The 26,323-nt window shown below is 63.3% G+C and carries 24 protein-coding genes and 1 pseudogene; 12 read left to right on the forward strand and 13 right to left on the reverse strand.

What is annotated here, in order from left to right; genetic code table 11:
- Positions 1-170: 170 nt before the first annotated feature.
- From NCR93_RS20250 to NCR93_RS20270, 5 genes and pseudogenes are all read right to left on the reverse strand, one after another.
- Positions 171-395: pseudogene (locus NCR93_RS20250) on the reverse strand (ABC transporter permease); the annotation flags it as partial.
- A gap of 8 nt (positions 396-403) precedes the next feature.
- Positions 404-1,384: an ABC transporter permease gene (locus tag NCR93_RS20255; RefSeq protein WP_175980608.1), complete on the reverse strand. Its 981-nt coding sequence runs from the start codon at positions 1,382-1,384 to the stop codon at positions 404-406.
- Positions 1,374-2,936, reverse strand: coding sequence for a sugar ABC transporter ATP-binding protein (locus NCR93_RS20260; RefSeq protein ID WP_175980610.1), 1,563 nt, complete (start codon positions 2,934-2,936; stop codon positions 1,374-1,376). The genes NCR93_RS20255 and NCR93_RS20260 overlap by 11 nt, the downstream gene beginning before the upstream one ends.
- 71 nt (positions 2,937-3,007) lie before the next feature.
- Positions 3,008-4,024: an ABC transporter substrate-binding protein gene (locus NCR93_RS20265; protein WP_008347733.1), complete on the reverse strand. Its 1,017-nt coding sequence runs from the start codon at positions 4,022-4,024 to the stop codon at positions 3,008-3,010.
- Positions 4,025-4,162: 138 nt separating this feature from the next.
- Positions 4,163-5,251 (reverse strand): LacI family DNA-binding transcriptional regulator, encoded by a 1,089-nt coding sequence (locus NCR93_RS20270; protein ID WP_008347735.1) that lies wholly within the window; start codon positions 5,249-5,251, stop codon positions 4,163-4,165.
- 211 nt (positions 5,252-5,462) lie between these two features.
- On the opposite strand from NCR93_RS20270, the gene NCR93_RS20275 reads away from it, so the two are divergent.
- Both NCR93_RS20275 and NCR93_RS20280 read left to right on the forward strand, forming a co-directional pair.
- Complete coding sequence (locus NCR93_RS20275; RefSeq protein WP_008347737.1) at positions 5,463-6,263, forward strand: phytanoyl-CoA dioxygenase family protein; 801 nt, start codon at positions 5,463-5,465, stop codon at positions 6,261-6,263.
- Positions 6,260-7,192: an aldose 1-epimerase gene (locus NCR93_RS20280; protein ID WP_175980612.1), complete on the forward strand. Its 933-nt coding sequence runs from the start codon at positions 6,260-6,262 to the stop codon at positions 7,190-7,192. Before NCR93_RS20275 ends, NCR93_RS20280 begins: the two co-directional genes overlap by 4 nt.
- Positions 7,193-7,202: 10 nt before the next feature.
- Here the strand turns inward: NCR93_RS20280 and NCR93_RS20285 are convergent, their stop codons facing one another.
- The 3 genes from NCR93_RS20285 to NCR93_RS20295 form a co-directional block, all read right to left on the reverse strand.
- Complete coding sequence (locus tag NCR93_RS20285; RefSeq protein WP_008347741.1) at positions 7,203-7,502, reverse strand: hypothetical protein; 300 nt, start codon at positions 7,500-7,502, stop codon at positions 7,203-7,205.
- Positions 7,503-7,810: 308 nt separating this feature from the next.
- Complete coding sequence (locus NCR93_RS20290; protein WP_239294892.1) at positions 7,811-8,125, reverse strand: hypothetical protein; 315 nt, start codon at positions 8,123-8,125, stop codon at positions 7,811-7,813.
- Positions 8,126-8,232: 107 nt separating this feature from the next.
- On the reverse strand, positions 8,233-8,454 hold the full coding sequence (locus tag NCR93_RS20295; protein WP_175980616.1) for a hypothetical protein: 222 nt from the start codon (positions 8,452-8,454) through the stop codon (positions 8,233-8,235).
- A 113-nt stretch (positions 8,455-8,567) separates the two neighbouring features.
- On the opposite strand from NCR93_RS20295, the gene NCR93_RS20300 reads away from it, so the two are divergent.
- Positions 8,568-9,779, forward strand: coding sequence for a putative DNA modification/repair radical SAM protein (locus NCR93_RS20300; protein ID WP_008347746.1), 1,212 nt, complete (start codon positions 8,568-8,570; stop codon positions 9,777-9,779).
- Complete coding sequence (locus NCR93_RS20305; protein ID WP_034470996.1) at positions 9,779-11,200, forward strand: UdgX family uracil-DNA binding protein; 1,422 nt, start codon at positions 9,779-9,781, stop codon at positions 11,198-11,200. The genes NCR93_RS20300 and NCR93_RS20305 overlap by 1 nt, the downstream gene beginning before the upstream one ends.
- Positions 11,201-11,205: 5 nt before the next feature.
- Here the strand turns inward: NCR93_RS20305 and NCR93_RS20310 are convergent, their stop codons facing one another.
- On the reverse strand, positions 11,206-11,994 hold the full coding sequence (locus NCR93_RS20310; protein WP_008347750.1) for an SDR family NAD(P)-dependent oxidoreductase: 789 nt from the start codon (positions 11,992-11,994) through the stop codon (positions 11,206-11,208).
- 258 nt (positions 11,995-12,252) lie between these two features.
- Between NCR93_RS20310 and NCR93_RS20315 the strand changes: the two genes are divergently transcribed.
- From NCR93_RS20315 to NCR93_RS20325, 3 genes are all read left to right on the forward strand, one after another.
- On the forward strand, positions 12,253-13,032 hold the full coding sequence (locus NCR93_RS20315; protein WP_008347752.1) for a DUF4410 domain-containing protein: 780 nt from the start codon (positions 12,253-12,255) through the stop codon (positions 13,030-13,032).
- Between the two features lie 78 nt (positions 13,033-13,110).
- Complete coding sequence (gene cls, locus NCR93_RS20320) at positions 13,111-14,382, forward strand: cardiolipin synthase (RefSeq protein WP_175980618.1); 1,272 nt, start codon at positions 13,111-13,113, stop codon at positions 14,380-14,382.
- A 106-nt stretch (positions 14,383-14,488) separates the two neighbouring features.
- The gene (locus NCR93_RS20325) at positions 14,489-16,558 is read left to right on the forward strand and encodes a putative bifunctional diguanylate cyclase/phosphodiesterase (protein WP_008347756.1); all 2,070 of its coding nucleotides are present in this window, start codon (positions 14,489-14,491) and stop codon (positions 16,556-16,558) included.
- An 83-nt stretch (positions 16,559-16,641) separates the two neighbouring features.
- Here NCR93_RS20325 and NCR93_RS20330 read toward each other — a convergent pair whose 3' ends face one another.
- Positions 16,642-18,183, reverse strand: a complete 1,542-nt coding sequence (locus NCR93_RS20330; RefSeq protein ID WP_239294894.1) for a DHA2 family efflux MFS transporter permease subunit — start codon at positions 18,181-18,183, stop codon at positions 16,642-16,644.
- A gap of 145 nt (positions 18,184-18,328) precedes the next feature.
- On the opposite strand from NCR93_RS20330, the gene NCR93_RS20335 reads away from it, so the two are divergent.
- The gene (locus tag NCR93_RS20335) at positions 18,329-18,772 is read left to right on the forward strand and encodes a MarR family winged helix-turn-helix transcriptional regulator (RefSeq protein WP_175980620.1); all 444 of its coding nucleotides are present in this window, start codon (positions 18,329-18,331) and stop codon (positions 18,770-18,772) included.
- Between the two features lie 87 nt (positions 18,773-18,859).
- Complete coding sequence (locus tag NCR93_RS20340) at positions 18,860-19,147, forward strand: DUF4148 domain-containing protein (protein ID WP_008347763.1); 288 nt, start codon at positions 18,860-18,862, stop codon at positions 19,145-19,147.
- A gap of 45 nt (positions 19,148-19,192) precedes the next feature.
- Here NCR93_RS20340 and NCR93_RS20345 read toward each other — a convergent pair whose 3' ends face one another.
- Positions 19,193-19,375, reverse strand: coding sequence for a hypothetical protein (locus tag NCR93_RS20345; RefSeq protein WP_175980622.1), 183 nt, complete (start codon positions 19,373-19,375; stop codon positions 19,193-19,195).
- Here NCR93_RS20345 and NCR93_RS20350 point away from each other — a divergent pair.
- Complete coding sequence (locus tag NCR93_RS20350; protein WP_175980624.1) at positions 19,374-21,281, forward strand: M60 family metallopeptidase; 1,908 nt, start codon at positions 19,374-19,376, stop codon at positions 21,279-21,281. The genes NCR93_RS20345 and NCR93_RS20350 overlap by 2 nt on opposite strands.
- A 77-nt stretch (positions 21,282-21,358) precedes the next feature.
- Here NCR93_RS20350 and NCR93_RS20355 read toward each other — a convergent pair whose 3' ends face one another.
- On the reverse strand, positions 21,359-22,228 hold the full coding sequence (locus NCR93_RS20355) for an EAL domain-containing protein (RefSeq protein WP_008347768.1): 870 nt from the start codon (positions 22,226-22,228) through the stop codon (positions 21,359-21,361).
- A 452-nt stretch (positions 22,229-22,680) separates the two neighbouring features.
- The gene (locus tag NCR93_RS20360) at positions 22,681-23,802 is read right to left on the reverse strand and encodes an ABC transporter ATP-binding protein (RefSeq protein WP_175980626.1); all 1,122 of its coding nucleotides are present in this window, start codon (positions 23,800-23,802) and stop codon (positions 22,681-22,683) included.
- Between the two features lie 190 nt (positions 23,803-23,992).
- On the opposite strand from NCR93_RS20360, the gene NCR93_RS20365 reads away from it, so the two are divergent.
- Together NCR93_RS20365 and NCR93_RS20370 are read left to right on the forward strand one after the other, a co-directional pair.
- Positions 23,993-25,363 carry an ABC transporter substrate-binding protein gene (locus tag NCR93_RS20365; protein ID WP_008347772.1) on the forward strand — a complete coding sequence of 457 codons (1,371 nt, stop codon included), beginning with the start codon at positions 23,993-23,995 and terminating at the stop codon, positions 25,361-25,363.
- Positions 25,364-25,391: 28 nt separating this feature from the next.
- On the forward strand, positions 25,392-26,321 hold the full coding sequence (locus tag NCR93_RS20370; RefSeq protein ID WP_235366216.1) for a carbohydrate ABC transporter permease: 930 nt from the start codon (positions 25,392-25,394) through the stop codon (positions 26,319-26,321).
- Positions 26,322-26,323 lie beyond the last annotated feature (2 nt).

A 26,323-nucleotide genomic window follows, 5' to 3' on the forward strand; every position in this document is an offset into this window, starting at 1 on the left:
TGCGCCGAGCAGATCGAATCGCTCACGCAGTTGCTCAAGCCCTAACCGTGTCGTAAGCAGAACGCCGACGGCGGCGGGGGGGGGGGCGGGCGCCCCCCCCCCCCCCCCCCCCCCCCCCCCCCCCCCCCCCCCCCCCCCCCCCCCCCCCCCCCCCCCCCCCGCGCGCCCCCCGCCAGCGCCGACACCACGCTCGCGAGCGCGGCCACCGCGCCGACGGACAGATCGATGCCGCCCGTGATGATGACGAACGCCATGCCGATCGAGATCAGCAGGAACATCGAGTTGTATCGCCAGAACGACGTGATGTTGTACGCGTCCGCGAAATGTTCGTAACGCATGACGCCGAGCACGAGCAGCGCCGCGAGCGCGATGAGAATCGGCAAGTTCTTTTTCATGTCGACGTTCAACCTCGCTTGCGTTGCACGTACACCGCGACGATGATGATCGCGGCCTTCAGCACCAGCGCGGCGGCATCCGGAATGCCGTGCGCGAGCAGCGTATAACGCAGCAACTGGATGATGAGCGCGCCGATCAGCGTGCCCGTGATATACGCCTTGCCGCCCGTCAACGCGGTGCCGCCGACCGCGACCGCCGCGATCGCATCGAGCTCCACGCCGAGACCGACGACATTCGCATCCGACGACGAATTCACCGAGATCGAAATCAGCCCGGCTAGCCCGGCGAGCGCCGCGCATACGGTGTACGCGATCATCTTCACGCGCGCGGTCGGAATGCCCGAGAGATACGCGGCGTCCTCATTGCCGCCCGTCACGAGCAGGAACTTGCCGAACAGCGTCTTGCGCACGATCCACGTAAAGAGTGCGACGAGCACGAGCATCAGGAGAATCTGGAACGGCACGCCCGCGATCTTGCCGAGCGCGATCCATTGAAACGCGGGATTCGTGAACGCCTGAAGGCTCCCATCGGTGACGACTTGCGCGATGCCGCGGCCCGCGATGAAGAGCACGAGCGTCGCGACGATCGGCTGCACGTTCAGTCGCGTCACGAGAAAGCCGTTGAAGACGCCGCATAACGCGGCGGCGACGATCGGCAGCGTGAACGCAAGCACGATGCCGAGCGGCCCGTCGACGTTCATGAAGAGCATCGGCGCGAGCGCACCGGCTATCGCCATCGACGCGCCCACGGACAGGTCGATGCCGCCCGTCGCGACGACGAGCGTCATGCCGATGCCGACGATCACGATCGTCACCACTTGCGTGAGATTCACGTTGAACGTCTGCAGCGAAACGAAGTGCTGCGTGAAGATCAGATTGAAGACGATCATCGCGAGCAGCACGGCGACTTCGCGCTGAATCGCCACGCCACGCTTCTTCTTTGCCGATGCCTGCACGATCGGCGCGGCCCGTTGCGTATCATCGATCATGTTTCGCTTCCTCTACCGCCTCGGCGAGCGTCGACTCCGCGCCCGCGCCATACGCGATCGCATCCATGATCGACGCCTCGTTCATCTGCGCGCCGTCTAGTTGCGCGACCGTTTCGCCGTCGCGGATCACGACTGCGCGATCCGCCACTGCCGTGAGTTCTTCCAGTTCCGATGCGGACAGCAGCACCGCCATGCCGGCATCGCGCAATTCGCGCACGATTTTCGCGACGTCGGCTTTCGCGCCCACGTCGATGCCGCGCGTGGGCTCGTCGAGCAGCAAGAGGCGAGGGTGCGTCGCGAGCCAGCGCGCGAGCAGAACCTTCTGCTGATTGCCGCCGGAAAGTTCGCGTATCGGCTGATCGGGCGAGCGTAGCTTGATGCCGAGCGATTCGATGAAGCCATCGACGATCTCGCGCTGCTTCGCGACATCGACGACGCCGCGTTTCGTCAGCGCAGGCAGGCAGACGAGCGTGAGGTTGTCGCGCACGGAAAGCTCCGGCACGATGCCTTCGGCCTTGCGATCTTCCGTCAGATACGCGACGCCGCGCGCGATCGCATCTTTCGGCGATTTGAACGATGCTGGCTCGCCGTTTATATCGAGCGTTCCTTTCGCCGGGCGATCCGCGCCGAAGAGCAGGCGCATCGTTTCCGTGCGGCCCGAGCCGAGCAGGCCCGCGAGGCCGACCGCTTCGCCCGCGTGAACATCGAGCGATACGTCCGTGACCTTCGCGCCCGCCGCGAGCCCTTGCGCCGCGAGCGCGACCGGACCGCGCTTCGCGAGATTCGCTTCCTTCACCGCGCTGTCTTCATGCACGACGGCGGCGAGCGTGCGGCCGAGCATCGTCGTGACGAGCTTCAGCTTGTCCATTTCCTGCATCGTGTTTTCGGCGACGGTCTGGCCGTCGCGCATCACGGTGACGCGATCGCACAGCGCATAGAGTTCATCGAGCCGATGCGAGACGAAGATGACCGCGCGCCCGTCGTCGCGCAAGCGGCGCACGACGGTGAAGAGCAGCTCGACTTCGCGCTCGTCGAGCGAGGACGTCGATTCATCCATGATGACCATCTTCGCATCCGACGACACCGCGCGCGCGAGCGCGACCATCTGCTGAATCGCGGTGGAATAGTCGCGCACGGGCTTCTTTACATCGATACGCAATCCGAATGATTCGAGCAATTCGCTCGCACGCCGTTGCACGGTGTTCCAGTCGATGAGACCGAAACGGCGCGGCTCGCGCCCGAGAAAGATGTTTTCCGCGACGGAGCGGAAAGGCACGAGATTGATCTCCTGATAGATCGTGCTGATGCCCGCTTCGCGCGCTTCCTTCGGCGTGCGGAAATCGACTTCGCGGCCATCGAAGCGAATCGTGCCCGCGCTCTTGCGATACGCGCCCGTGAGAATCTTGATGAGCGTGGACTTGCCCGCGCCGTTCTGGCCGATGAGCGCGTGCACTTCGCCCGCTGCGACGGTCAGGCGCGCGCGCTTCAACGCAGCGACGCCTCCGAACGCGATATCGATGTCCTGCATGTCGAGAAGGGGAGTCTGAGCCATGCGTGATATCCGTCGAAATGAAAAAGCGAGCGCCTTCGATCAGACGCCCGCAAGTCACACACACACTTCGCTCAGTACCCGTACTGCATGCTTGCGTCGACGTTGCTCTTGTCGTAGAAGCGATCCGAGACCTTCACCCACGGCGGCACCGTTTCGCCCTTCGCGTACTTCTGCGCGACGTCGCATGCGAGCGGTCCGAAGAACGGGCTGGATTGCACGCTCGCGCCGAGCTCGCCCGCCTTGATCGCTTCGAGGCCGCCCTTGGTGCCGTCGATCGTCACGAGAACGATATCCTTGCCCGGCTGCTTGCCCGCCGCCTTGATCGCCGCGATCGCGCCGAGCGCCATTTCGTCGTTGTGCGCGTAGACCGCGGTCACGTCGGGATGCGCCTGCAAGAGCGTCTCCATCACCTGACGGCCCTTGTCGCGCGCGAAGTCGCCGCTTTGCGACGCAACGATCTTCATGCCGGGATTCTTCGCGATGACATCGTCGAAGCCTTTCTTGCGATCGTTCGCGGCGGACGCGCCCGTCGAGCCTTCCAGCTCGATGATGGTCGCCTTGCCGTTGGTCGCCTTCACGAGCCAGTCGGCGGCGCGCTGACCCTGATCGATGAAGTCCGAGCCGATGAACGTGATGTAGTCCTTGCCCGCCTTCGCCATCGACTGATCGATGTTGCGGTCGACCAGAATCACGGGAATGCCGGCTTTCTTCGCCTGCATCACGACCGGCACGAGCGGCTTTTCCTCGCGCGGCGGGAAGACGAGCAGATCGACGTGCTGCGCGATCATGCTCTGGATGTCCGAGACCTGCTTCGCCGCGGAACTGTTGGCGTCGGTCATGACCATCTGCCAGCCGCATTTCGCCGCGATGTCCTTGAAGCTCTTCGTCTCCGCGAGACGCCACGGATTATTGCTCTCGGTCTGCGCAAAGCCGACCTTCAACGGCTTCTTGTTCGGGATCTTCGGCAGGCCGTCGTCGGCGGCGTGGGCGGCGGTGAAGCCGGCCGCGAGCGTGAGTGCGGTCAGGGCGGTCAGTGCGGCAGCGAGCGGGCGCAGGCCCAGGCGCGATTTCTTATCTAATGACAGCATGTCTTCCTCCATTGAATGGTTAGGCTTTTTCTAATGACGCCGATGCTTGGTGTTGCCCGGTCTGCCTGCTGCGAGAGTCAAACTGCGTACCGCGTTCCGTGCGAATGCGGCGATTGCTTCAGCGCATTTCATTAACGATCAATCGCTAATATTATTAATGGCCAACTGTTTCGCCTCGGTGTTTTCCGCGACGGAGCCGCGCTCGATCAGCGGTCCGTCCAGCTTCACGGTGCGACGCCGAACGGGTGCGCCCGCGGCCCGGTTCTCTTCTTCCTGCAGCAGCGTCTCGACTGCCCAGCGCCCTAGCTCATAGTTCGGCAGCACGACGGTCGAAAGCGGCGGATGCGTATGCCGCGCGATTTCCTGATCGTCGTAGCCGAGCACGGATACATCGTCGGGCACGCGCAGTCCGAGTTGCTTCAACGCCTCGATCGCGCCGAGCGCCATCAGGTCGTTCGCGCAAAAGATCGCGGTCGGCGGATTCGGCTCGCGCATTAGCGAGAGCGTCTGTTCGAAGCCGGTGTCGGGACTCCAGTCGCCTTCGCGCACCAGTTCCGGCGCGAACGGCAGATCGGCTGTGGCGAGCGCGGTCCGATAGCCCTTCAGACGATCGCGCGCCGCGTCCTGCCACGGCTCGCCGTTGATATAGCCAATGCGCTTGTGCCCCGCGGCCAGCAGATGATCCGTCGCGGTGTGCCCGCCCGCGACTTCCGCCGGCACCACAGAGGACACGCTCGCATCGCTCGTGTAGCAGTTGAGCAGCACGGTCGGCACCTTGGCGAGCACGGCCGGCAGCGTGACGCGGCGGGTATAGACCGTCGCGTAGATCACGCCGAGCACGTTCGGATTGCCGAGCGTCGCGTCGAGCACGCGCGCCTCGATCTCCGCATTGCCGTGCGTCGAATAGACGGCGAGCATGCGCCCGTTGGCGAAGGCCGCGTCCCGCGCGCCGTCGATGCTCACGACCGGATGCGGGCTCGTCGAAATCTCGTCGGCGAGATAGACGATCAGATTGCGCTCGCGCTGGCTATCGAGCGCGGCGACCGGTTCGCGCTGCGTCATGCGATAGCCGAGATCTTGCGCGGCGCGCAGCACCTTGTCGCGCGTGGTGTCGGAGAACTTCGCGCCGCTTGCGTTGTTCAGCACGAGCGAGACCGTCGATTGCGAGACTCCGGTGAGCTTCGCGATGTCGGTCATCGTCGGGCGGCGTTGCGTGGATTTTTTCATTGTGCGTGCCGCGCCGGGCGGCTGAACTCTGCGCGAAACCTGTCTCGCGGGCCGGAGAAACTTGCCACTAATATTAGTGATGAACGACGCGGAAAGCACGTTTTTATTGGTCATTTCTGCTCAGGGTTTTCACTGGTTATTACTAATAATATTGACGAGCGGATTACACGCATGCGATTCTGTTTTCGCACTCGCAACGAGGAGAAAGTGCATGGGCAAGTACGATGAGAGCGCGCGAGACGCGCTCGCCGAAGCGTTCGAACGAGACGGCTTCGTCCTGCTGCGCGATCATTTCCCGCGCGCGACGATCGACGCATGGCGCGATGCGTTCGCGCCGCTTCTGCAACCGCACGTCGATGCAGCGCGCGAGGCGTCGGCGAGCGGCAATCGCGGACCGGGCCGCTATTACGTCACGCTGCCGTTCGAAGGCGAGTTCGCGGACCCGTCGGTCTTTTGCGATGAAGACATCGTCGGGATCGTCGAACGCGTGGCCGGGCGCGATCCGGTGATGTGCCAGCTCGCCACCGACACCCCGGTGCTCGGCTCCGAGTTCCAGGACTGGCATCGCGATACGCCGCCGCTCTTCGACGATGCGCCGGAAACGCCTTCGTTTCAGCTAGCGGTGAATTTCCCGCTCGTCGATGTCGATGACCGCAACGGTCCGCTCGAAACGACGCGTGGCACGCATCGCATGTCGCGCGATGAGGCGCTGGCCGGTCTCGAAGCAGGGCGCTTCCCCGCCGAGCGCGTGCCGATGAAAGTCGGCGACGTGATGATTCGCGATGTGCGCGGCCTGCATCGCGGTACGCCGAATCTCATCGGCGAGCCGCGTCCGATGGTCGTGATCGGCTACAGCCGCGCGTGGTATTTCCGGCCCGAGGTGCATATCGACGTGCCGCGCGACGTCTTCGCCGCGTTGCCTCCGCGCGCGCGGCGGCTGCTGCGCTTCAATCCTCAGGTGGAAACGACGGCGCGCACCTTCGACGAAAGCTATCGGCAGTTTGCATATTGAGCGCCGCGCCGTCCGATCCGCTCGTCGAACTGCGTCATGGCGCGCGGCGCGTGCTGCTTGCGCCGCACGTGGGCGGATCGATCGCGGCCTTCGACGAAACGCGCGACGGACGTACGATCGACTGGTTGCGTCCTGCGACGCCCGCCGCGCTGGCCGCACGCGATCCGCTCGGCATGGCGAGCTTTCCGCTCCTGCCGTACTGCAATCGCATCCGCGATGCGCGCTTCGTGTTCGACGGTGCGCTCATCGATCTTTCCGGCGACGGCAACGCCTTTGCGCACGCGCTGCACGGCAACGCGTGGCGCTTGCCGTGGCGTGTCGGCGATGTGTCGGACGCCCGCGCGCGTCTGCATTTTTTGCACGAACCCTCGCGCGATGCCGCGCGTCACTGGCCGTTCGCATACGAGGCGACGCAGGACATCGCGCTCGATGACCACACGCTAAGCGTGACGCTCTCCGCGCGCAACCTGTCCGATCGGCCGATGCCGTTCGGCATGGGACATCACCCGTACTATCCGCGCACGCGCAATACGCGCGTTCACGCACGCGTCGCGTCGATGTGGCACAGCACGCCCGATCTGCTGCCCACGCATGCGGGCGCGCATCCGTGCGTCGATGCGATGGCGTCGCAAGAAGGCATGTCCGCCGATGCCTTCGATCTCGACAACAACTTCGCCGGTTGGTCGCGCACGACGACGATCGCGTGGCCCGACGAACGCCGCGCGGTCGCGCTCAGCGCGCAAGAGCCGTTCGATGCCCTGGTGGTGTATGCACCGAAGTCGCATCCCGATTTGCTCTGCGTTGAGCCGGTGAGCAACGTGGCGGACTGGGTCAATCTCGATGTCGACCGCGCCGCGAAGGGCGGCGCGGTGCTGGAACCGGGCGAGTCGGTCAGCGCGACATTCGCCTGGACGACTCACACGGAATAAGGCGTCGCGCCTACTGACCGAAGAAAACGTTGCAGTTCGCCGGGCTGCAGTCGCTATCGCGATGTCCGCTCGCGGAGGCGGGCTTCATGCCGCCGTACGCGGAGTCGCCGCCGGAGGCTTGTTGCGGCGTCGCGGCGGTTTGCGTCTGAGATTCATCGGGCATGGCCTGCGACATGTACATCGGGCGCATCGTCTGGACGAGTTGCTGCGCATCGGCGGGCATGCCTTGCGCGTGCGCGACACCGATTCCTGACACGACCGCGCATGCTGCCATCATCGCGAGAAATTTCGGGTTGATCTTTGCCTTCATGTTCCAGCTCCTTGAAACGAATGCACAAGCAGCCGGGAACGCGAGTCTCGGACTCCTTGCCGCTTTGCCGATGGACGGATGAATGGATCGAGCGCGGGCTCGCTTCGTCCGACGCGACAAATGACGACGCACCGGGCGCGACGAATGGCGCTCGGGGATTACCTTACGGCGATGGGAAGGCGCGAGAAATCCCTATCTGGCAGGGATACCTTGGTGGGGATAGGCGTGCGGGTTTAAAGAAGAAGCACGAAAAACGCGCCCGGACTTGCGAAAGTCCGGGCGCGCCGAAATGTGGAAACTCAATACGTTTATTCCGACTTGCCGGAGGTGCCGCTCGACATGTTCGATCCCGAGCTGCCCTTCTTGTGCATCTTGCTGCTGCCCTTGGACGAATCCATCGTGTTCGAGCCCGATGCGCCCGACGTCGAGCCGGTTACACCGTTGCTGTTCGGCGTGCCCATTCCGGTGCCGCCCTGACCGGCCCCGTTGCCGCCCGCCGTGCCGCCACCCGCGCCACCCGCGCCGCCGCCGCCGGCACCGCCGCCCGCGCCTTGCGCGAATGCCGCGCCCGACAAGCCCAGAATCATGGCCGACACAATCAAACTTCTCTTGGCGTTCTTCATGGTTTCCTCCCGTTGATCAATGATCTCGATGCGCGCCGCCTTGCGCAAAGCTGCGGCGTCGCAGATTACATTGCGCAATCACCGTGCCGCGGGAAGAAATCGAATTGTCATGCAGTCGCCTCGTCACACCACTCGACGGCCCACGCCCGCGCGCAATGGACGGCATCCGACTCGCTCGCGAACGCATCCAGCTCGCCGGATTCGAATACTTCCGCATGCGCGGTGCGCTCGTCCGCCGGACGCGTGATGCGTGCGTGCGCGTAGTAGCTGCCGTCTTCGTCGTGATGGGCGGTGCAGTCGATGTGAAACGTCTTGTAGTCGAATCGCATGAAAGGCTCCGAAAGGGATTGCGAGGGCAGGCGCGAAGCGTGCGATGCCGTGATTACCTTTGACTCCGCGCCTCTCGTGAGGTACTGTATAAACATACAGTATCATAATCAAGATGGATCTCTCCGAAAAGCTCGAAATTCTCGCCGACGCCGCCAAATACGACGCGTCGTGTGCGAGCGGCGGCGCGCCCAAACGCGAGTCGCGCGGCATCGATGGCCTCGGCGCGAGCACCGGCTCCGGCATCTGCCACAGCTTCACGCCCGACGGGCGCTGCGTCTCGCTGCTCAAGATTTTGCTGACGAACTTTTGTCTGTACGACTGCCGGTACTGCATCAATCGCCGGTCCAGTAACGTGCCGCGTGCGCGCTTCACGCCGGAAGAAGTCGTTACGCTCACGCTGGATTTCTACCGTCGCAATTACATCGACGGGTTGTTTCTCAGTTCCGGAGTGATTCGTTCGTCGAACTACACGATGGAGCAGCTCGTCCTCGTCGCGAAATTGCTGCGTGAGAAGCACGGATTTCGCGGCTACATCCATCTGAAGACGATTCCCGATGCCGATCCCGAACTCATCGCGCAAGCGGGACGCTATGCCGACCGTCTGAGCGTGAACATCGAATTGCCGACGGAAATCAGCCTCGAGCGGCTCGCGCCGGAAAAGAGCGGCCGCACGATCAAGCTGGCGATGGGCAACATCCGCGTCGCGCGCGAGGAATCGGAAGCGGAGCCGCGCGCGCCGAAGTTCGCGCCGGCGGGGCAGAGCACGCAGATGATCGTCGGCGCCGATGAAACCGACGACCGCACGATCCTCGGCACCGCCGAAACGCTGTACGGCTCTTATCAGCTAAAGCGCGTGTATTACTCGGCGTTCAGCCCGATTCCTGACAGCCCCTCGGGCGTGCCGTCGAAAGCGCCGCCGCTCTTGCGCGAGCATCGGCTGTATCAGGCGGATTTTCTGATGCGCGGCTACGGTTTCGCCGCCGCCGAACTGCTCGGCGATGCCGGCAACCTTCCGCTCGATGTCGATCCGAAACTCGCGTGGGCGCTTGCGCATCGCGAGCGCTTTCCCGTCGATCTGAACGCCGCGCCCGCGCGCATGATCGCGCGCGTGCCGGGCATCGGCATGCGCAACGCGAAGCGCATCGTGGAGTTGCGGCGCGAGCGGCGCGTGCGCTATCACGATCTCGTGCGGCTGCGCTGCGGCATGGACAAGGTGAAGCCGTTCGTCGTCACGGCGGATTACCGGCCGCCGCTCGACGAAGCGCCTTCGGACAGTCTGCGGCGCGCGCTCGCGACCGGCCCGGTGCAGCTCTCGCTGATCTGATGCACGTCATCGCCATCGACGACGAATTCGACGCCTGGCGCGTCGCCGCGCTCGATGCGCTCGCGCAAAAGCTCCCGCCCGAATCGATCGACTGGCGTACGGCTCAGGCGGAGCCGGCGTTGTTCAACGAGTCGGCGCGATCGGCGAAAGCGGCGAAGGCAGCGGATGCGCCGCCTATCCGCGTGTCGCGCGAACTCGCATCGCTGCTGAAAGACGCCGCGCATTTTCGCGACGCGCGCCGCTGGAGCTTTTTATATCGCGTGCTGTGGCGCTGGGCGCAGGGCGACCGCTCGGTGGCATCGCCCGCCGATGAAGACGGCGCGCGCCTCTACAAGATGGCGAAGGCGGTGCGCCGCGCGCAGCACGACATGATCGCGTATGTGCGCTTCCGGCAGCGCGACGCGTCGCTCGGCGCGCCGGAATTCGTCGCGTGGTACGAGCCGGATCACGACGTGCTCGCGTGGGGCGCGGAGCATTTCGCCGCGCGCATGGGACGCTCGACGTGGCTCATCGCAACGCCCGACGGCGCCGCGATGTTCGACGGCGAGCGCCTGCAACTGGAGCGCGGCCGCGCGCTGGCGTCGGATCATGCGGCGGTCTTGCCGGATGCCGCCGAAGCGCTCTGGATGACCTACTACCGCAGCATCTTCAATCCGGCGCGACTGAACGAATCCGCGCTCGAACAGCATATGCCGGTGCGTTTCTGGAAAGGGCTGCCGGAAGGCGCACTGATCCCGAAGCTCGTCAGCGATGCGCGCGGCGGCGCGCGACGCGTCGCGCAGGCGCAAAACGTCGGCGCGCTCGGCGGCAAGGCGGTTCAGGTCGATGCGCTCGCAGCGCAGCCGGAGCGGGACGCGCCCACATCGCTCGATACTTGCCGCCGCTGCGATCTGTGGCGCAACGCGACGCAGGCAGTGCACGGCGCCGGTCCGTCCGATGCGCGCATCATGCTGCTCGGCGAACAGCCCGGCGATCAGGAGGATCTGAAGGGCGAGCCGTTCGTCGGACCGGCCGGGCAGCTGCTTCAGGACGCGATGCAGCGTGCCGGCGTCGTGCGCGAGCACGTCTATCTGACCAACGCGGTGAAGCACTTCAAATGGGAGCCGCGCGGCAAGCGCCGTCTGCACAAGACGCCCGCGCAGCAGGAGGTCGAAGCCTGTTCGTACTGGCTCGAACAGGAACTGCATGACGTCGGCGCGAAGGTGATCGTCACGCTCGGCGCGACCGCGTTGGCCGCGCTTTTCGGACGGCGCGCGACGCTTTCGGCGCATGTCGGGCGCGTCGTGCCGTATCGGGACAAGCTGGTCGTCGCGACGTATCACCCGTCCTACGCGCTGCGCCAGAACGACGAAGCCGCGCGCGAAAAAACCGTCGCGGCTATCGTTGCGGCGCTGGAGCTGGCGTCGTCGTTGAAGGCCTAGCGCGCTCAGAACGCCGCGCGCACGACGCCGCCATCCGCGCGCAACGCCGCGCCGTTCGTCGCCGATGAAAGCTCCGAGCACACGTACGCCACCATGCTGCCGATTTCCTCGGGCGTGATGAAGCGCTTGAGAATCGACGTGGGCCGCGCTTCTTCGAAGAACTGCTTCTCGAATTCGCCGAAGCTCTTGCCGCCCGACAGTTTCTCGACGAACTCGGTGACGCCTTCGGAACTCGTCGGCCCCGGCAGCACCGAATTGACGGTCACGCCGGTGCCCGCGCAGGTTTCCGCGAGGCCGCGCGCGAGCGAAATCTGCGCCGATTTGGTCACGCCGTAATGAATCATCTCGACGGGAATCTGAATGCCGCTCTCGCTGCTGATGAACACGACGCGGCCCCAGTTCTTCTCCTTCATCTTCGGCAGATACGCGCGCGACAGGCGCACGCCCGACATCACGTTGGTGTTGAAAAAGCGCAGCCATTCGTCGTCGGGAATCTCTTCGAACGGCTTCGGATCGAAGATGCCCATGTTGTTCACGAGAATATCGACGTGCGGAAAGCGCTTCACGAGCGCGTCGACTTGCGCTGCGTCGGAGACGTCGCCGGCGAAGCCTTCGCCCTGCGCGTTGGGCACGAGTTCGCGCAGTTTAGCCAGCGCCGCATCGACAGACGCCTGCGAACGGCCGTTGATGATCACGCGCGCGCCTTCACGCGCGAGCGCCACGGCAATGGCATGTCCGATGCCCTTCGTCGATCCGGATACCAGCGCGAGCTTGTTGCCGATCTTGAGATCCATGTCTGCTCCTTCGATTGGGTTGGCGGAATGCGCCGGCGATTTCGCCACGACGCGTTCCGGGATGTTAGCCATAAGCGCAGTACGTTGCTGAAGCCGCGTCCGGCAAGCGTTCGCCGCCCGTGAAACCCCGCGACATAAATGCTCGATGGCTTCCGCCGCGGTCATCGTCCATAGTTGCGTCCAGCGTGAAACGAAGCAGATGCAGCAGCGAGAACCGAGCCGTGTCACGCATCCACGAATCCACACAGGAGGTGCAACATGTCCAGCTCGATCAACTTGTTCAAGAAAGTGCGCGGCGCGGCGCTCGCCGGTTTCGTCGTCGGCACGGCGCTGCTTGCGGGATGCGCGAGCAATCCGGCGCAGGCATCGAATCAGTACGGGCAGTACGTGCAGACCGTCGCGGCTGCGCCCGCCGTGCGCCCCGACGCGATCTACGTCTACGCATTCGCCAGCGACGCGAACGACGTCAAGCTCGACAATCACGGCCTGATTTCGAAGCTCGGCTCGGCGATGTCCGGCGATTCGCAAGCGCGGAAGCAGACGCAAGACGCCATCGCGGCGCGCGAGGAAGTCGCGAACGAAATCGTCGCCAAACTGCAATCGATGGGTCTCCCCGCGATCCGCGCCGACGTGCCGCCGCCGCAAGATCGGAGCGTGCTCGTCGTCGAAGGAAGCATCAATACGATCGATGCGGGCAATCGCCGCCGCCGCATGGTGATCGGCCTCGGCGCGGGCGAAAGCAAGGTCGGCGCGACGGTGCAGGTCGTCCTCAAGCCCGCGAACGGCGTGCCGCAACTGCTCGAACAATTCGACGCGAAAGCCGACAGCGGCCACGCGCCGGGCGTCGCGGAAATGGCGGGCGTCGGCGCGGCGGCGGGGCACGTCGCGACATCGCTCGCGGTGTCGGGCGGGCTGCACGCGGTGTCGGAGACGAAGCACGCGGATGTGTCGTCCGATGAAAAGCGCCTCGGCGACACCATCGCCAAGCAGATCGCCAAGCTCGGCCAGGAGCAGGGCTGGATGCCGGCGAAGAGCTAAGGGAAGCGGCGGCCGTTGCGCGGTCCGGAACGTGCTTGCACTAGAATCCGGACGAATGTTCGCTTCGCGAGGCCGCGCATGCCGACGATTGCCCTGATTGTCCTGACCGTTGTCGTGACGCTCGTCGTCGTGCTGGTGATCGCGAATCTGACGAGCGGCGAAAAGAAGATCGAGCACAGGATCGAACGGCTGTACGCGAGCGACGACCCGCAGTTTCTCCGTTCGATGGGCTTGCTGCTCGGTCCGCCCGTGGTCGGCGGCAACCGCTTCGAGGTGCTCGTGAACGGCGACGAGATTTTCCCGTCGATGCTCGAAGGCATTCGCGCGGCGCGAGAGACGATCACCTTCGAGACCTTCATCTACTGGTCGGGCGCAATCGGCGAGCAAATCGCGCAGGCGCTCTCCGACAAGGCTCGCGCGGGCGTATCGGTGCATGTGCTGCTCGACTGGGTCGGCACGTCGAAGATGGACAAGCGCTATCTGCGCATGCTGCGCGACGCGGGCGCGGAAGTGATCCAGTATCACAAGCCGCACTGGACCGGGCTCGGCCGCATGAACGACCGCACGCACCGCAAGCTGCTCGTAATCGACGGGCGCATCGGCTTCACGGGCGGCGTGGGCATTGCCGAGGAATGGACCGGACACGCGCAGGACGAGAAGCACTGGCGCGACACGCATTTTCGCGTCGAAGGCCCGGCCGTCGGGCAGATGCAGGCCGTGTTCATGGACAACTGGATCAAGACGACGGGCAACGTGCTGCACGGCCCGCGCTATTTCCCGGACATCGACGATGCGGGCGGCGGCTTCGCGCACATGTTCAGCAGCTCGCCGTCCGGCGGCAGCGACGACATGCAGCTGATGTACCTCATGGCGATCACCGCGGCGACGCGTTCCATCCACTTGTCGAGCGCGTACTTCGTGCCGGACAAGCTGACGATCAACGCGATCGTCGAGGCGGCGCGGCGCGGCGTGCGGGTTCGCATCATCACGCCGGGCAAGCGCATCGACACGCATACGGTGCGCGAGGCATCGCGCGCGTGCTGGGGCGACCTGCTCGCGGCGGGCGTCGAAATGTTCGAATATCAGCCGACGATGTTCCACTGCAAGCTGATCGTCGTCGATGAGTATCTGGTGTCGGTCGGCTCGACGAATTTCGACAGCCGCTCCTTCAAGCTGAACGACGAAGCCAATCTGAACATCTACGACCGCGACTTCGCGCGCCAGCAAACGGCGATTTTCGATGACGACGTCGCCCGCGCGAAACGCATCACGTTCGAAGACTGGCGCCGCCGTTCGCTCACCGAGAAGCTGCTGGAGCGCGTGGCCGCGCTGCTCGATCCGCAGCTTTGACTTTCGCGCATTCCGTGTTGCGAATATTTCTCATCTTGGCCTAAAGATCGCCTGACGAAAGCCGATAAGACGCTCACGCAAACGGGTCTCTCGGTCTACGGCAATCATGCACGGCACCTATAACTTTTGGCTGGTCGCGGCATCGCTCGTAGTCGCCACGCTCGCTTCCTTTACTGCGCTCGATATCTCGGGCCGCATCGCATCGCTTGCGCAGTCGCGCACGCGGCACGTCTGGCTCGCGGGCGGTGCGGCGTCGATGGGCATCGGCATCTGGTCGATGCATTTCATCGGCGTACTCGCGTTCGAATTGCCTATCCCGCTCGGCTATGACCTGAAGATCACCGCCGGGTCGCTCGGCATCGCGGTGCTCGTGTCGTTCTTCGCGCTGCTCGTCATCACGAGCAGGCGTCTGACGATGAAGCGCCTCGTCGCGAGCAGTCTCTTGATGGGCGCGGGCATCGCGGCGATGCACTACACGGGCGATGCCGCGATGCGGATGCAGCCCGCGATCACGTACGATCCGCTGCTGTTCGCGGCGTCGATCGTGATTGCGGTGGTCGCATCGGGGGCGGCGTTGTGGATCGCCCATACGCTCTCGGATGCGAACCAGACCAACGTGCTCGCCAAGCGACTCGGGTCGGCGCTGGTGATGGGCCTCGCGATCACCGGCATGCACTACACGGGCAACGCGGCGGCGGAGTTTCTGCCGGGGTCGATCTGCGGCGCCGCCAACGACATCGACTCGCGCTGGCTCGCGACGACTGTCGTGCTATTCACGCTGACCATTCTGATCATCACGCTCGTGCTGTCGCGCTTCGATGCGCGCACGGCGCTGCTTGCAGGTTCGGTGTCGCGGCTGAACGGGCAGATCGTACGCATGGCGACCTTCGATACGCTCACGGACCTGCCGAACCGCCGCACGATGAACGAGCGCATCGATCGCGCGATTCGAAACGCGCGGCACAGCGACAGCCGTTTCGCGATTCTCTTCATGGACCTGGATGGCTTCAAGACGATCAACGACTCGTTGGGCCATACGGTCGGCGACGAAGTGCTGAAGGCATTCGCGCGACGTCTGCAGGAATGCGTGCGCGGCGGCGACACGGTGGCGCGTCTGGGCGGCGACGAGTTCGTCGTGATGCTCGAACACCTGCACGCGCCGACGGATGCCGAGAAGATGGCCGAACGCATCCTCGATACGATGAAAAAGGGACTCGTCGTCGGGAGTCATCCGTTGCAGGTGATGCCGAGCATCGGCATTGCGCTCTTTTCGCAGGATGGCGACAGCGTCGAATCGCTGCTCAAGCACGCGGACGTCGCGATGTACGAAGCGAAGCGCGGCGGGCGCAGCACCTATCGCTTCTTCGAGGCGAGCATGAACGAGGCGGCGGTGCGGACGTTGCAGATTCAGCAGGCGTTGCACGAGGCGCTGAATGGCGGCCATTTCTATCTTCTGTTTCAGCCGAAGTTCCGAGGCAAAAGCGGCGAGCTGGCGGGCGCGGAAGCGTTGATCCGGCTGGATCATCCGGAGATCGGCACGTTGACGCCGCTCGAGTTCATCCCGATCGCGGAGCGTTCCGGACAGATCGTGCAGATCGGATACTGGGTCGTGCGCGAAACGTGCCGGCACATGTCGCGTTGGCGCGCGGAAGGGCGTCCGCCGGTGAAGGTGGCGATCAACCTGTCGCCGCGGCAGATGCACGAGGCGGATCTTGTCGCGAACATCATGACGATCGTGCGCGAGGAAGGCGTCGAGAGCGAGCAGATCATGTTCGAGATCACCGAGTCGGTGGCGATGCAGGACGCGCCGCGCACCATCGAGATGATTCGCGCGTTTCAGGAGAACGGTTTCGAGATCGCAATCGACGATTTCGGCACCGGATATTCGAGCCTCGCGTATTTGCAGCGGTTTCGCGCGAAGCAGTTGAAGATCGATCGGTTCTTTACGAACGGGCTGGATGAGAACGGGCAGGAGGGGCGCGCGATCGTATCGGCGATTATTGCGCTCGCGCATTCGCTCGATATGGATGTCGTGGCGGAAGGCGTCGAGACCGGGTCGCAGCTCGATCGCTTGCAGGACATGATGTGCGATGAGATGCAGGGGTTCTTGCTGGCGATGCCTTTGTCGGCGGATGCGTTTGGGGGGATGCTGGAGAAGGCTGCTGTCGGTGTTTGATTTTTGGTCGTGGAATCCTGTGAAATCAGGATTTCACCAAACGAGCCCGAGGGAAAGCCACACAAAAGACGCAAACACGAACCTCAATCCATCGCCGCTTGCGACACCGACTCCTCCGCCGCGGTCTTCTTCGCCGGCCGGATCAGCAGCAGCAACGGCACCACCAACAACGTCGCGACAAACATCAGCTTGAAGTCGTTGAGATAAGCAATCATCGAAGCCTGCTGCGTGATCGTTTGATTGAGCATCGCCATGTCCGTCATCGAGCCGCCGGACAGCATCGGCTGCATCGCCGGATTGAACGGCGTCACTTGCGCGGCGAGGTCCGCGTGGGCGACCTGCGTGTTGCGCGTCATCAGCGTCTGCACGATCGAAATACCGATACTGCTGCCGATATTGCGCATCAGGCTGTAAGTCGCGGTGCCATCCGCGCGCAACTCGGGCGTGAGCGTCGAAAACGTCAGCGCCGACAGCGGCACGAACACGAGTCCCAGCCCGAAGCCCTGAATCACGCCCGGCCAAACGATATCCGATGCCGACAGCACGATCGTGTAATGCATCATCTGCCAGAGCGCGAACGCCGAAATCAGAAATCCCGACAGCAGCAGCACACGCGCATCGATGTGCTTCAGCAGGCGTCCGGCGACGAGCATCGCGATCATCGTGCCCGCGCCGCTCGGCGCCGTGACGAGGCCTGTCGTCGCGACCGGATAGTTCATCAGGTTCTGCAACATCGGCGGCAACAGCGCGCGCGTCGCGTACATCACCGCGCCGATCACGAAGATGAAGCACGTTCCGGTCGCGAAGTTGCGGTCCTTCAGCAACTGATATTTGAAGAACGAGCGCGACCCGGCCGTCGCCGTATGCGCGATGAAGAACACGAAACTCAGCGCCGCGAGAATCGCCTCGATGCGGATTTCCATCGATCCGAACCAGTCGAGTTGTTCGCCGCGATCGAGCATCGCCTGGAACGCGCCGATCGCAAGGCCGAGCGTCGCGAAGCCGAACGCGTCGAACTTCACCGCGCGGCGCGCGATCTGCGCGGGCAGAAACGTCACTACGCCGAAGAGCGCGAACGCACCGATCGGCACGTTGATGAAAAAGACCCAGCGCCAGTTGTAGCTGTCCGTGAGCCAGCCACCGAGCGTCGGACCGAGAATCGGACCGACCATCACTCCCATGCCCCAGACGGCCATCGCCTGGCCCTGTTTCTCGCGCGGATTGATGTCGAGCAGGATCGATTGCGACAGCGGCACGAGCGACGCCCCGAACACGCCCTGCAACAGCCGCGACGCGACGATCTGCGTGAGCGTCTCCGACAGCCCGCAAAACGCCGACGCGACGGTGAAACCCGCAATCGAAATACACAGCAGCTTCTTCACGCTCAACTGGTCCGAGAGCCAGCCAGTGAGCGGCGTAGCGATCGCGGCGGCGACGATATACGAGGTCAGCACCCAGGTGATTTCGTCCTGGGACGCCGACAGCGTGCCCTGCATATGCGGCAGCGCGACGTTCGCGATGGTGCTGTCGAGCGTCTGGATCAGCGTGGCGAGCATGATCGAGACAGTCAGCATGCCGCGGTTCAATGGCGCTGCGGCGCGTTCCGTGGGGACTTCGAGGGACATGGACGTGGCCGCAAGGCGGCGGCTTTTGTAAGTACGATGATGATAAGCAGGCTTATTATAGAACGGCCGCGATCTCGCGCAATGCGGTCAATTACCGGGTGTACACGAGATGCGCGCATCGAAAGGCGTTACATATAATCGCGCGATGGAAACCCAACTCGACAAACGCTTCGGCTTTCTGGTCGCGGACGTGGACCGCCTGTGCGGCAACCGCTTCGACGTGCTGGCGAAGTCATCGCTCAATCTGACGCGCGCGCAATGCCGCGTGCTCGCGTATCTCTCGCATTACGGCGAGGTCAATCAGGCGCGGCTCGCCGGGCTGTTGGAAGTCGCGCCGATTTCCGCCGGCCGTCTGCTCGATCGCATGGAAGAGGGCGGCTGGATCGAGCGCCGCCCGAATCCCGACGATCGTCGCGAGCGTCAGGTTCGCATGACCGCGAAGGCGGAGAAGGCGCTCGACCGCGCGCGGCGCGTCGGCGACGAGATCGCAGCAGAAGCGCTCGCGGGCTTCAGCCGGCAGGAAAGCGAGCAATTGATCGCGCTTCTGCAACGCGTGCGCGGCAATCTGAGCCGTATCGTCGATCGGTGATTCATCCGCGCTTGGATCGCCGATTGCTTCAGCGTTGTCCGCAAGCGTCGTTGTCAAGCGCCGCCATCCATCCGGAGAAGATCGATCATGAACAAACGCACCGCACCGTTGGCCGTCCTCGCGCTGTCCGTCGCCGCTTTCGTCTCGATGCCCATCGCGCAGGCGCAAGACACGGCCGCATCCACGCCGAAGCAGATCAAGAAAGCCCAGCGAAAGGAAGCGCGCGCGAAGAAGAACGCCGAGCTGAAGCAACTCGAGCAGAACGGCTACAACCCCGCTGGCGAGCAGACCAACTATCCGCAGAATCTGCAAAACGCGCAGTCGAAGATCAATGCGCAGAAGGCGGGCAAGCCGGCGCCGGCATCGACGCCGTAATCGGACGCTTGTTCCGGGACGACGCGGAAAACGCCATCCGCTTCATTAAGGCAGTCGATACGACGAGATCGCGTTGATCGCAAAGCGCGCGACGCATGATGCGGCAATCGCGTGATGTCCGCGCTCGACGCCGACGGCGGGATACGGCAGTATCTCGGCATCAGGCGCAAGTTCCAGATATGCGACGAAGAGCCGGAATACGGCCGATGTATCGGGGAGGCCACGCATGCGATGGCGGTCATGGCTGTTGATCTTCGCCCTGTGCGACGCACACGCGGCATCGCGCTACTACGCGCCCGTGACGTTTTATCCGCACGACGCGGTGCGGGTATCGCGTTTCGCATCGAAGACCGGGGCGATGCAGGTGCCTTACGGCGCAGGCGCGAAAGTCGAGGAAGGCGACTTCTATATCGTTTCGAATGCAACTTTCAAGGCGCTGACCGCGCAAGTGCAACGCGATGGCACGATCGCGCTCGTGCAGTCCGAGTGGACGCCCGAACGCGCCGCGAGCCAGATCTGGACCATCGACAAGGAAGGCAGCGGCTTTCGTCTTTACTCGAAGCTATATGGACGTTACGTGACGCTCGGCGCGCGTGTCGAGCTCGAAGCGCCATCGGGCGATGCGCGGCAGAACTGGAGCATCGAAGCCGATGCGAACGTCGTGACCATCGCGGCCACCGGCACGAAGACGGGACTCGTCGTCGGGCATCATGCGTTGCGCGACGGTGCGTCCGTCGAAGTCAATGCGCAGGCCGGACAGTGGCGTCTGTACAAGACCGGAAGCGATGGCGGCGATCATGCGTATCGCACGCTCGATGCTTCGGCGCGCTCGACTTACGACAACATCGGCAGGCGCTATCACTTGAGCGCGTATGCACCCGATGCGATCGAGGCCGAACGGCTCGGCGGTTTTCGCTGGACTGACTATCATCCGTCGGGGCTGTATGTGTCGAAGGGCGAAACCGTCGTGATCGATGTGAACGGTCTCGCCGACGATGGTCCCGATGGCCTCATCGTCATGGTCGGCAACAAGAACGGCTTCTATCGGCGGCAAGCCGCGGGCGATCCGCAAACGATCCTCGCGACCGAAGGACGCAACGCGTTCGTCGCATCGCGCGATGGCTTGCTCTACTTCGAATACATCGACAGCGGATACAACGAGCGGCCACGTACGTCGATCGATGTCATCGTGCGCGAAGGCGGCAAGCCGGTGCCGTTCTATGTCGAAGGTGCGACGACGCCCGTCGAATGGCGCGCGATGCTGCAGCGTCATGCGGATGCGCCGCTCGTCGAGATGGTCGGCAAGCGCACGATGTTCACCGTCGCGCGCGCCATGTACGACAAGTCGGGCGCAGCGGATCCGGCCGCATTGCTCGATTATGTCGAGCGCATCATGGGCTATCACGACGAACTGTCCGGACTCGATGGCACGGAAGCACTCGATGCGCCGCCGCCGTTGCGCGTGCATTTCGTGCAGGACGCGATTTCGACCCACGCCGAGTTGCAGAACACGTATCTCTACGCGACGTACTACATGATCGGCCTGCCGCTCAATAGCGCGGCCGAGACCTTGCTCAAGCCCGCGAAAGCCGACGAATGGGGCGTATGGCACGAGATGGGACACATGTATCAGCAATGGGACTGGACATGGCCGGGCGTGACGGAGACGACGGTGAACGTCTATTCGCTGCATGCGCTGGAACGCCTCGGCACGCCGATGCCTTCGCCGCTGCTGCAAGTCGTCGACGCGCGCGGCAAGAAGAATCGCATCGATCTCGCGGCGCAGTATTTCGCGCAGCCGTCACGCAATTTTCTCGACGATGCGTCGTTTCCGATGCCATCGGAAGCGCTCTGGATCAGGCTCGTCATGTACGAGCAGTTGCGCCGCGCACTCGGCAACGGCTTCTATGCGCGGCTGCACAAGCTGTATCGGCGGCATCCGCTGACGGAGGATGAAGGCGGCGACCAGAACGAAGTGCAACGCTTCGTGCTGCGTGCGTGCATGGCGGCCAATCTCGATCTGACGGATTTCTTCGAGCGATGGGGACTGCCGGTCGATGCTGGCACGCGTGCGGCGATTGCCGGGCTGAAGCTGAGCGCGCCGAAGACCGATTTGACGCGCACGCGTATTTAAGGCAAAAAAACGCCGACGCATGCACGCGTCGGCGAAGTCCTGGCTTTTACGAGGGCTGCCAGAAACGCTTCAGTTCCTCATGCTGCATCCGCGAGCCGAATGGTCTGCTGTTCTTTGCGCCGCGTCCCCGGCCGGCCGATGAGCGCGCCCGGCACATTACCGATGCCGAACGCGGGTCGCGCGAGAAAGAAACCCTGCGCGAGCACGTGCGGCCACTGCGCAATCCATTGCGCCTGCGCGGCCGTTTCCACACCTTCGACGACGATCGCCACCTTCAGCCGCGTAAGAAGCGTGAGCACCGACGAAAAGACCAGACACGCGTTCGGGCAGCGCGGCGCTTCGGCGAGCAGTTCCTTCGCGATCTTGACGGTGCCGAAGTCGATCGGTCCGAGCGCGGCGAGACATGAATAGCCGGTGCCGAAATCGTCCATCGCGACGCTCACGCCCTTGTTCTTGAGACGCCGCACGACCTTGCGCATCGCCGGCATGCGCGCGAGATCCTCGCTTTCCAGCAGTTCGAGTTCGATGCAATCGGGCGTGATGTCGTGCGCGCGGCAAATCGATTCCATCCGCTCGGCGAAGCCCGGCAACGCCGCGACCGATGGCGGGACGTTCACGGCGACCGAATAGTGTGCGCCGCCACTTTCGCGCCACTCGCCAATTTCGGACGCGACCGCGTCCAGCACGAACCATGTCAGTTCGCGCATGATGTCGGCGTCCTTGAACGCCTCGCTGAATGCGCCTGGCAGCAATACGCCGTATTCCGGATGACGCCAGCGAATAAGCGCTTCCATTTGCGCGAGTTCGCCGCCGTGGACTCGGTAGATTCCCTGATAGGCGATGCAGAATTCTCCGGCCTTGAGGCCTTCGAGTATGCGATGCCTGAATGCATGATCTGACTCCGGCGCGGCTTTCGCGACAGGCGAGCCGTGTGTCGTTCTTTTCATGCTCTAGCCATCCCTCCCAGTTGGTCGTGGAAGCGGTTGCACGAGTCGTGCCAGAAACTATGATCGCGCGTCGTCCAATCCAAGTAAATTCGGTGAGCCCCTTGGAGACAACGTTTGCCTCCTTAAAGGGAGCGTTTGCGCTTGCGTGTGGACGCATCGTTCAGCCATCCCGAGTCACGTAACGCAACCGTAACGCGTGATGGTCTGTGTGGGCTGGCGCACATAACGCAAGCACATATTGCGCTGCATCTGCATGGCGTTTTGCAGTTTTGTATATAGCGATTCCGGAACATTTGTAATCCCGACTAGTGCCGGCGCCGGGAAAATGATCGCTGCGAACGGCGGGCGCGCACCAAAAATGGGACACGCGGCGCTTCCGCACAGGCGACCGCCGGTCGATGAGCATGGGTATGCCGCTGTCTTCGCTTACGACAGTCTTTCCACGTCGATCGTCAGGCGGTCGCGGTTTCGGCGACAGGGCGCATGCGTTCCAGCGCGCTGCCATCCTCGCGGAACAGATGCACATGGCGAATGCTGAAGCCCGCGTTCAGGCGCTGTCCTTCGACGGCCGTCGATTCGCCCGAGCCTTTCACCTGAATCACGAGTTCGTTCGGCAAACGGACATGCAGCAGCGTCTCGCCGCCGAGATGCTCGATCACCATGACTTCGCCTGCAAGGCCGCTGTCGATATCGCCGCCGCCCGATTCGACGAAATGCTCGGGCCGGATGCCAAGCGTAAGCGTCTCGCCCGCGTGCACGGACGAAGCCGCGAACGGCAGCGTCAACGACTCGCCGCCCGGCAATTCGATGGTGACGCCCATAGCATCCACGCGCAGCACGCGCACATCCATGAAGTTCATTTTCGGCGAGCCGATGAAACCCGCGACGAAGCGATTGTGCGGCGTGCGATACAGCTCCAGCGGCGAGCCGATCTGTTCGACGCGTCCATGATTCAGCACGACGATGCGATCGGCCATCGTCATCGCTTCGGTCTGATCGTGCGTGACGTAGATCATCGTCGCGTTGAGCTGCTTGTGCAGCTTGATGAGTTCGAGGCGCATCTGCACGCGCAATGCGGCGTCGAGATTGGAGAGCGGCTCGTCGAAGAGAAAGACTTTCGGCTCGCGTACGATGGACCGGCCGATCGCCACGCGCTGACGTTGGCCGCCCGACAGCGCGCGCGGACGCCGTTCGAGCAACTGGCCGATCTGCAAAATCTCGGCCGCGCGATGCACGCGTTCCTTGATCTGCGCTTCGGGCAACTTGAGCATGCGCAAACCGAACGCGATGTTCTCGTACACCGACATGTGCGGATAAAGCGCATACGACTGAAACACCATCGCGACGCCGCGTTGCGAAGGCTCGAGTTCGGTGACGTCCTCGCCGCCAATCAGTACTTGCCCTGAGTCGCAGCGTTCGAGTCCGGCGATGGTGCGAAGCAAGGTCGACTTTCCGCATCCCGAAGGACCGACGAAAACCATGAACTCGCGATCGGTCACTTCTATGTCGACGCCCTTCAGCACGTCGACGCCAGCGAATGCCTTGCGGATCTGCTGCAAATGAACTGCGCTCATGCGTTGTCTCCCGTTTGCTGCTGCGGCAGCGCAGCATCCGATGCGTCGTCGAATTTGTTCTTGACAAGCTGTTCGCGCCAAAATATACAATTGTAAAACCGAAATTACAAGTGAAACGACGCGCACCAGGGATCACGAACGAACGCACCAGAGAAGCCGTATCCGCTCGAAAAATACCAAGGAGACAGGCATGAAGAAGCGCTTCATTCCGGCCATGCAAGCCGGTCCGATCAAACACGCCGCGGCAGTCGCGCTCCTCACGGCGAGCGCGGCGTTCGCAACATCGAACGCGCAGGCCTGGACTCTGAAGGAAGCGGCGCAGCCGTATTCGGGCACCACGATCAAGGCCATCTTTCTCGATCGTCCCGGCTACAAGGCCGCGCAGCAACTCATTCCGCAGTTCGAAAAGGAAACGGGCATCAAGGTGCGCTGGGAAGTGATTCCCTATGAGAATACGCGCGAAAAGGAAGTGCTCAACTTCGTCGGCGGCGGCGACCAGGACATCGTGCTCGTGGACGTCGTGTGGATCGGCGAATTCGCGAGCAACAAGTGGCTCGTGCCGATCAAGAAGTTCACCGACGATCCGAAGCTCGCGGATCCGAATCTCAACCTGAAGGGCTTCTTTCCGATCCTGCTCGATTCGTTCGGCTCCTGGGACAAGGTCACCTACGGCCTGCCGTTCGATAACTACTCGGGCCTGATGTTCTACAACAAGTGCATGTTGAAGGACGCGGGCTTCGACGAGCCGCCGAAGACCTGGGACGACTTGCTCAACACCTACGCGCCGAAGCTCACGAAGGGCGACAAGTTCGCGTTCGCGCTGCAATCGCGGCGAGGCGAAACGCAGTCGGCCGATAGCTTCATGCGCGTGCTATGGCCGAACGGCGGGTCGCTTCTCGATGCGAAGTTCAAGTCGAATCTGATGTCGCCGCAATCGCAGGCGGGCCTCGAATATCGGCAGAAGCTGATGAAGTACATGCCGCCGGGCATCGTCGACTTCGATCACGCCGAAGCGGTCAACGCGCTTGCGCAAGGACAGGTCGCGATGATTACCGAATGGTCCGCGTTCTATCCGACGCTCACCGATCCGAGCAAGTCGAAGATCGGCAACTGTCTCGCGATCACGACCGAACCGAAGGGACCGGCCGGACTTAAGCCCGCGCTCGGCGGCTTCTCGCTTGCAGTGAACGCGAAGTCGAATGCGAAGAAGCAGGCCGCGTCGTGGCTCTTCATTCAATGGATCACGTCCGAAGCAATGGCGAAGCCTTATCTCGAAGCGGGCGGCGTGCCGGCGCGCATGGCGATCTATGAGGACAAGGCCGTGCAGGACAAGTATCCGTTCGTGAAGCCGATGGTCGAATCGTGGCAGGGCGGCGTGCCGGATTATCGTCCGCGCTTCCCGGAGTGGCCGGCGATTTCAGAAGTTATCGGCGAATGGGGCAGCAAGATGATGCTCGGCCAGGTGACGGTGAAGGAGGGCGCGCAGACCATCGGTCAGAAGACCGAGGACATCCTGAAGAAAGCGGGCTATTACGACGGCAAGAAGCCTTTGCTGAAGTAATTCTGTTCACGGGACCGGAGGCGATCGAATGGCATCACCTGTAATGCATGCGCGCGGACCGCGCAAGCCCGCGCGCTACTTCGGCGTCCTGCCGCGTTCGCCCGCCTTCTGGTTCCTGATACCCGCGATCGCGGCGCTCGCGATCATCGGCATCTATCCGCTGCTGCTTGCGCTCTATAACTCGTTTCATCAATACAAGCTCGCGGACCTGGCCTCGGGCACGCCGTTCGTCGGCGTCGATAACTACATCGCGACGCTGACCGATCCGACCTTCTGGGAAGCGCTCGGACGCACGGCATTGTTCCTGTGCGTGACCTTGCCGATCGAAGTCGCGCTCGGACTCTTTGCAGCGCTGCTGTTGCATCGCACGGAGCTGCCGTGGATGCGGGCGGCGGCGCGCGTGAGTCTCGTCATTCCGATGGCGACGACGTATGCGGTGGTCGGGCTCATCGGCCGCCTGATATTCAATCGGCAGTTCGGCGTGGCGAACTATCTGACAGGTCTCATCGGCATTCCGCCGCAGGACTGGCTTGCGGACCCGACGCTCGCGTTCGTCTCCGTGATGATCATGGATATCTGGCAATGGACGCCCTTCTGCGCGCTGATCCTGCTCGCCGGGCTTTCGATGGTGCCGAAGGAAGCCGAAGAAGCAGCGCGCCTCGAAACGCCGAAGTGGAGCATGATTTTGTGGCACCTGCAGCGTCCGTATCTTCTTCCGGGTCTCACTGCGATTCTTATTCTTCGTTCCGCCGATATGCTGAAGATGTTCGACGCCGTCTTCACGATGACGCGCGGCGGGCCCGGCGCCGCGACGGAATTCATCAGCGTCTATATCCAGCGCGTCGGCTTTCGTCTCTTCGATCAGGGCATGGCTTCCGCACAGGCGATCATCCTGCTCATTCTGACGATCGTGCTGTCGCGTCTCTATATTCGCTTCGTGTATCGGGAGGCCGCGTGAGT

The sequence above is a fragment of the Caballeronia sp. ATUFL_F1_KS39 genome (genome assembly GCF_023630985.1).
Lineage (GTDB): Bacteria > Pseudomonadota > Gammaproteobacteria > Burkholderiales > Burkholderiaceae > Caballeronia > Caballeronia zhejiangensis.

Excerpts from the sequence above, each read along its gene's own strand:
- NCR93_RS20255 (WP_175980608.1), bottom strand. The coding sequence starts at position 1,384 with ATGATCGATGATACGCAACGGGCCGCGCCGATCGTGCAGGCATCGGCA.
- NCR93_RS20260 (WP_175980610.1), bottom strand. The coding sequence starts at position 2,936 with ATGGCTCAGACTCCCCTTCTCGACATGCAGGACATCGATATCGCGTTC.
- NCR93_RS20265 (WP_008347733.1), bottom strand. The coding sequence starts at position 4,024 with ATGCTGTCATTAGATAAGAAATCGCGCCTGGGCCTGCGCCCGCTCGCT.
- NCR93_RS20270 (WP_008347735.1), bottom strand. The coding sequence starts at position 5,251 with ATGAAAAAATCCACGCAACGCCGCCCGACGATGACCGACATCGCGAAG.
- NCR93_RS20275 (WP_008347737.1), top strand. The coding sequence starts at position 5,463 with ATGGGCAAGTACGATGAGAGCGCGCGAGACGCGCTCGCCGAAGCGTTC.
- NCR93_RS20285 (WP_008347741.1), bottom strand. The coding sequence starts at position 7,502 with ATGAAGGCAAAGATCAACCCGAAATTTCTCGCGATGATGGCAGCATGC.
- NCR93_RS20290 (WP_239294892.1), bottom strand. The coding sequence starts at position 8,125 with ATGAAGAACGCCAAGAGAAGTTTGATTGTGTCGGCCATGATTCTGGGC.
- NCR93_RS20295 (WP_175980616.1), bottom strand. The coding sequence starts at position 8,454 with ATGCGATTCGACTACAAGACGTTTCACATCGACTGCACCGCCCATCAC.
- NCR93_RS20300 (WP_008347746.1), top strand. The coding sequence starts at position 8,568 with ATGGATCTCTCCGAAAAGCTCGAAATTCTCGCCGACGCCGCCAAATAC.
- NCR93_RS20305 (WP_034470996.1), top strand. The coding sequence starts at position 9,779 with ATGCACGTCATCGCCATCGACGACGAATTCGACGCCTGGCGCGTCGCC.
- NCR93_RS20310 (WP_008347750.1), bottom strand. The coding sequence starts at position 11,994 with ATGGATCTCAAGATCGGCAACAAGCTCGCGCTGGTATCCGGATCGACG.
- NCR93_RS20315 (WP_008347752.1), top strand. The coding sequence starts at position 12,253 with ATGTCCAGCTCGATCAACTTGTTCAAGAAAGTGCGCGGCGCGGCGCTC.
- cls (WP_175980618.1), top strand. The coding sequence starts at position 13,111 with ATGCCGACGATTGCCCTGATTGTCCTGACCGTTGTCGTGACGCTCGTC.
- NCR93_RS20325 (WP_008347756.1), top strand. The coding sequence starts at position 14,489 with ATGCACGGCACCTATAACTTTTGGCTGGTCGCGGCATCGCTCGTAGTC.
- NCR93_RS20330 (WP_239294894.1), bottom strand. The coding sequence starts at position 18,183 with ATGTCCCTCGAAGTCCCCACGGAACGCGCCGCAGCGCCATTGAACCGC.
- NCR93_RS20335 (WP_175980620.1), top strand. The coding sequence starts at position 18,329 with ATGGAAACCCAACTCGACAAACGCTTCGGCTTTCTGGTCGCGGACGTG.
- NCR93_RS20340 (WP_008347763.1), top strand. The coding sequence starts at position 18,860 with ATGAACAAACGCACCGCACCGTTGGCCGTCCTCGCGCTGTCCGTCGCC.
- NCR93_RS20350 (WP_175980624.1), top strand. The coding sequence starts at position 19,374 with ATGCGATGGCGGTCATGGCTGTTGATCTTCGCCCTGTGCGACGCACAC.
- NCR93_RS20345 (WP_175980622.1), bottom strand. The coding sequence starts at position 19,375 with ATGCGTGGCCTCCCCGATACATCGGCCGTATTCCGGCTCTTCGTCGCA.
- NCR93_RS20355 (WP_008347768.1), bottom strand. The coding sequence starts at position 22,228 with ATGAAAAGAACGACACACGGCTCGCCTGTCGCGAAAGCCGCGCCGGAG.
- NCR93_RS20360 (WP_175980626.1), bottom strand. The coding sequence starts at position 23,802 with ATGAGCGCAGTTCATTTGCAGCAGATCCGCAAGGCATTCGCTGGCGTC.
- NCR93_RS20365 (WP_008347772.1), top strand. The coding sequence starts at position 23,993 with ATGAAGAAGCGCTTCATTCCGGCCATGCAAGCCGGTCCGATCAAACAC.
- NCR93_RS20370 (WP_235366216.1), top strand. The coding sequence starts at position 25,392 with ATGGCATCACCTGTAATGCATGCGCGCGGACCGCGCAAGCCCGCGCGC.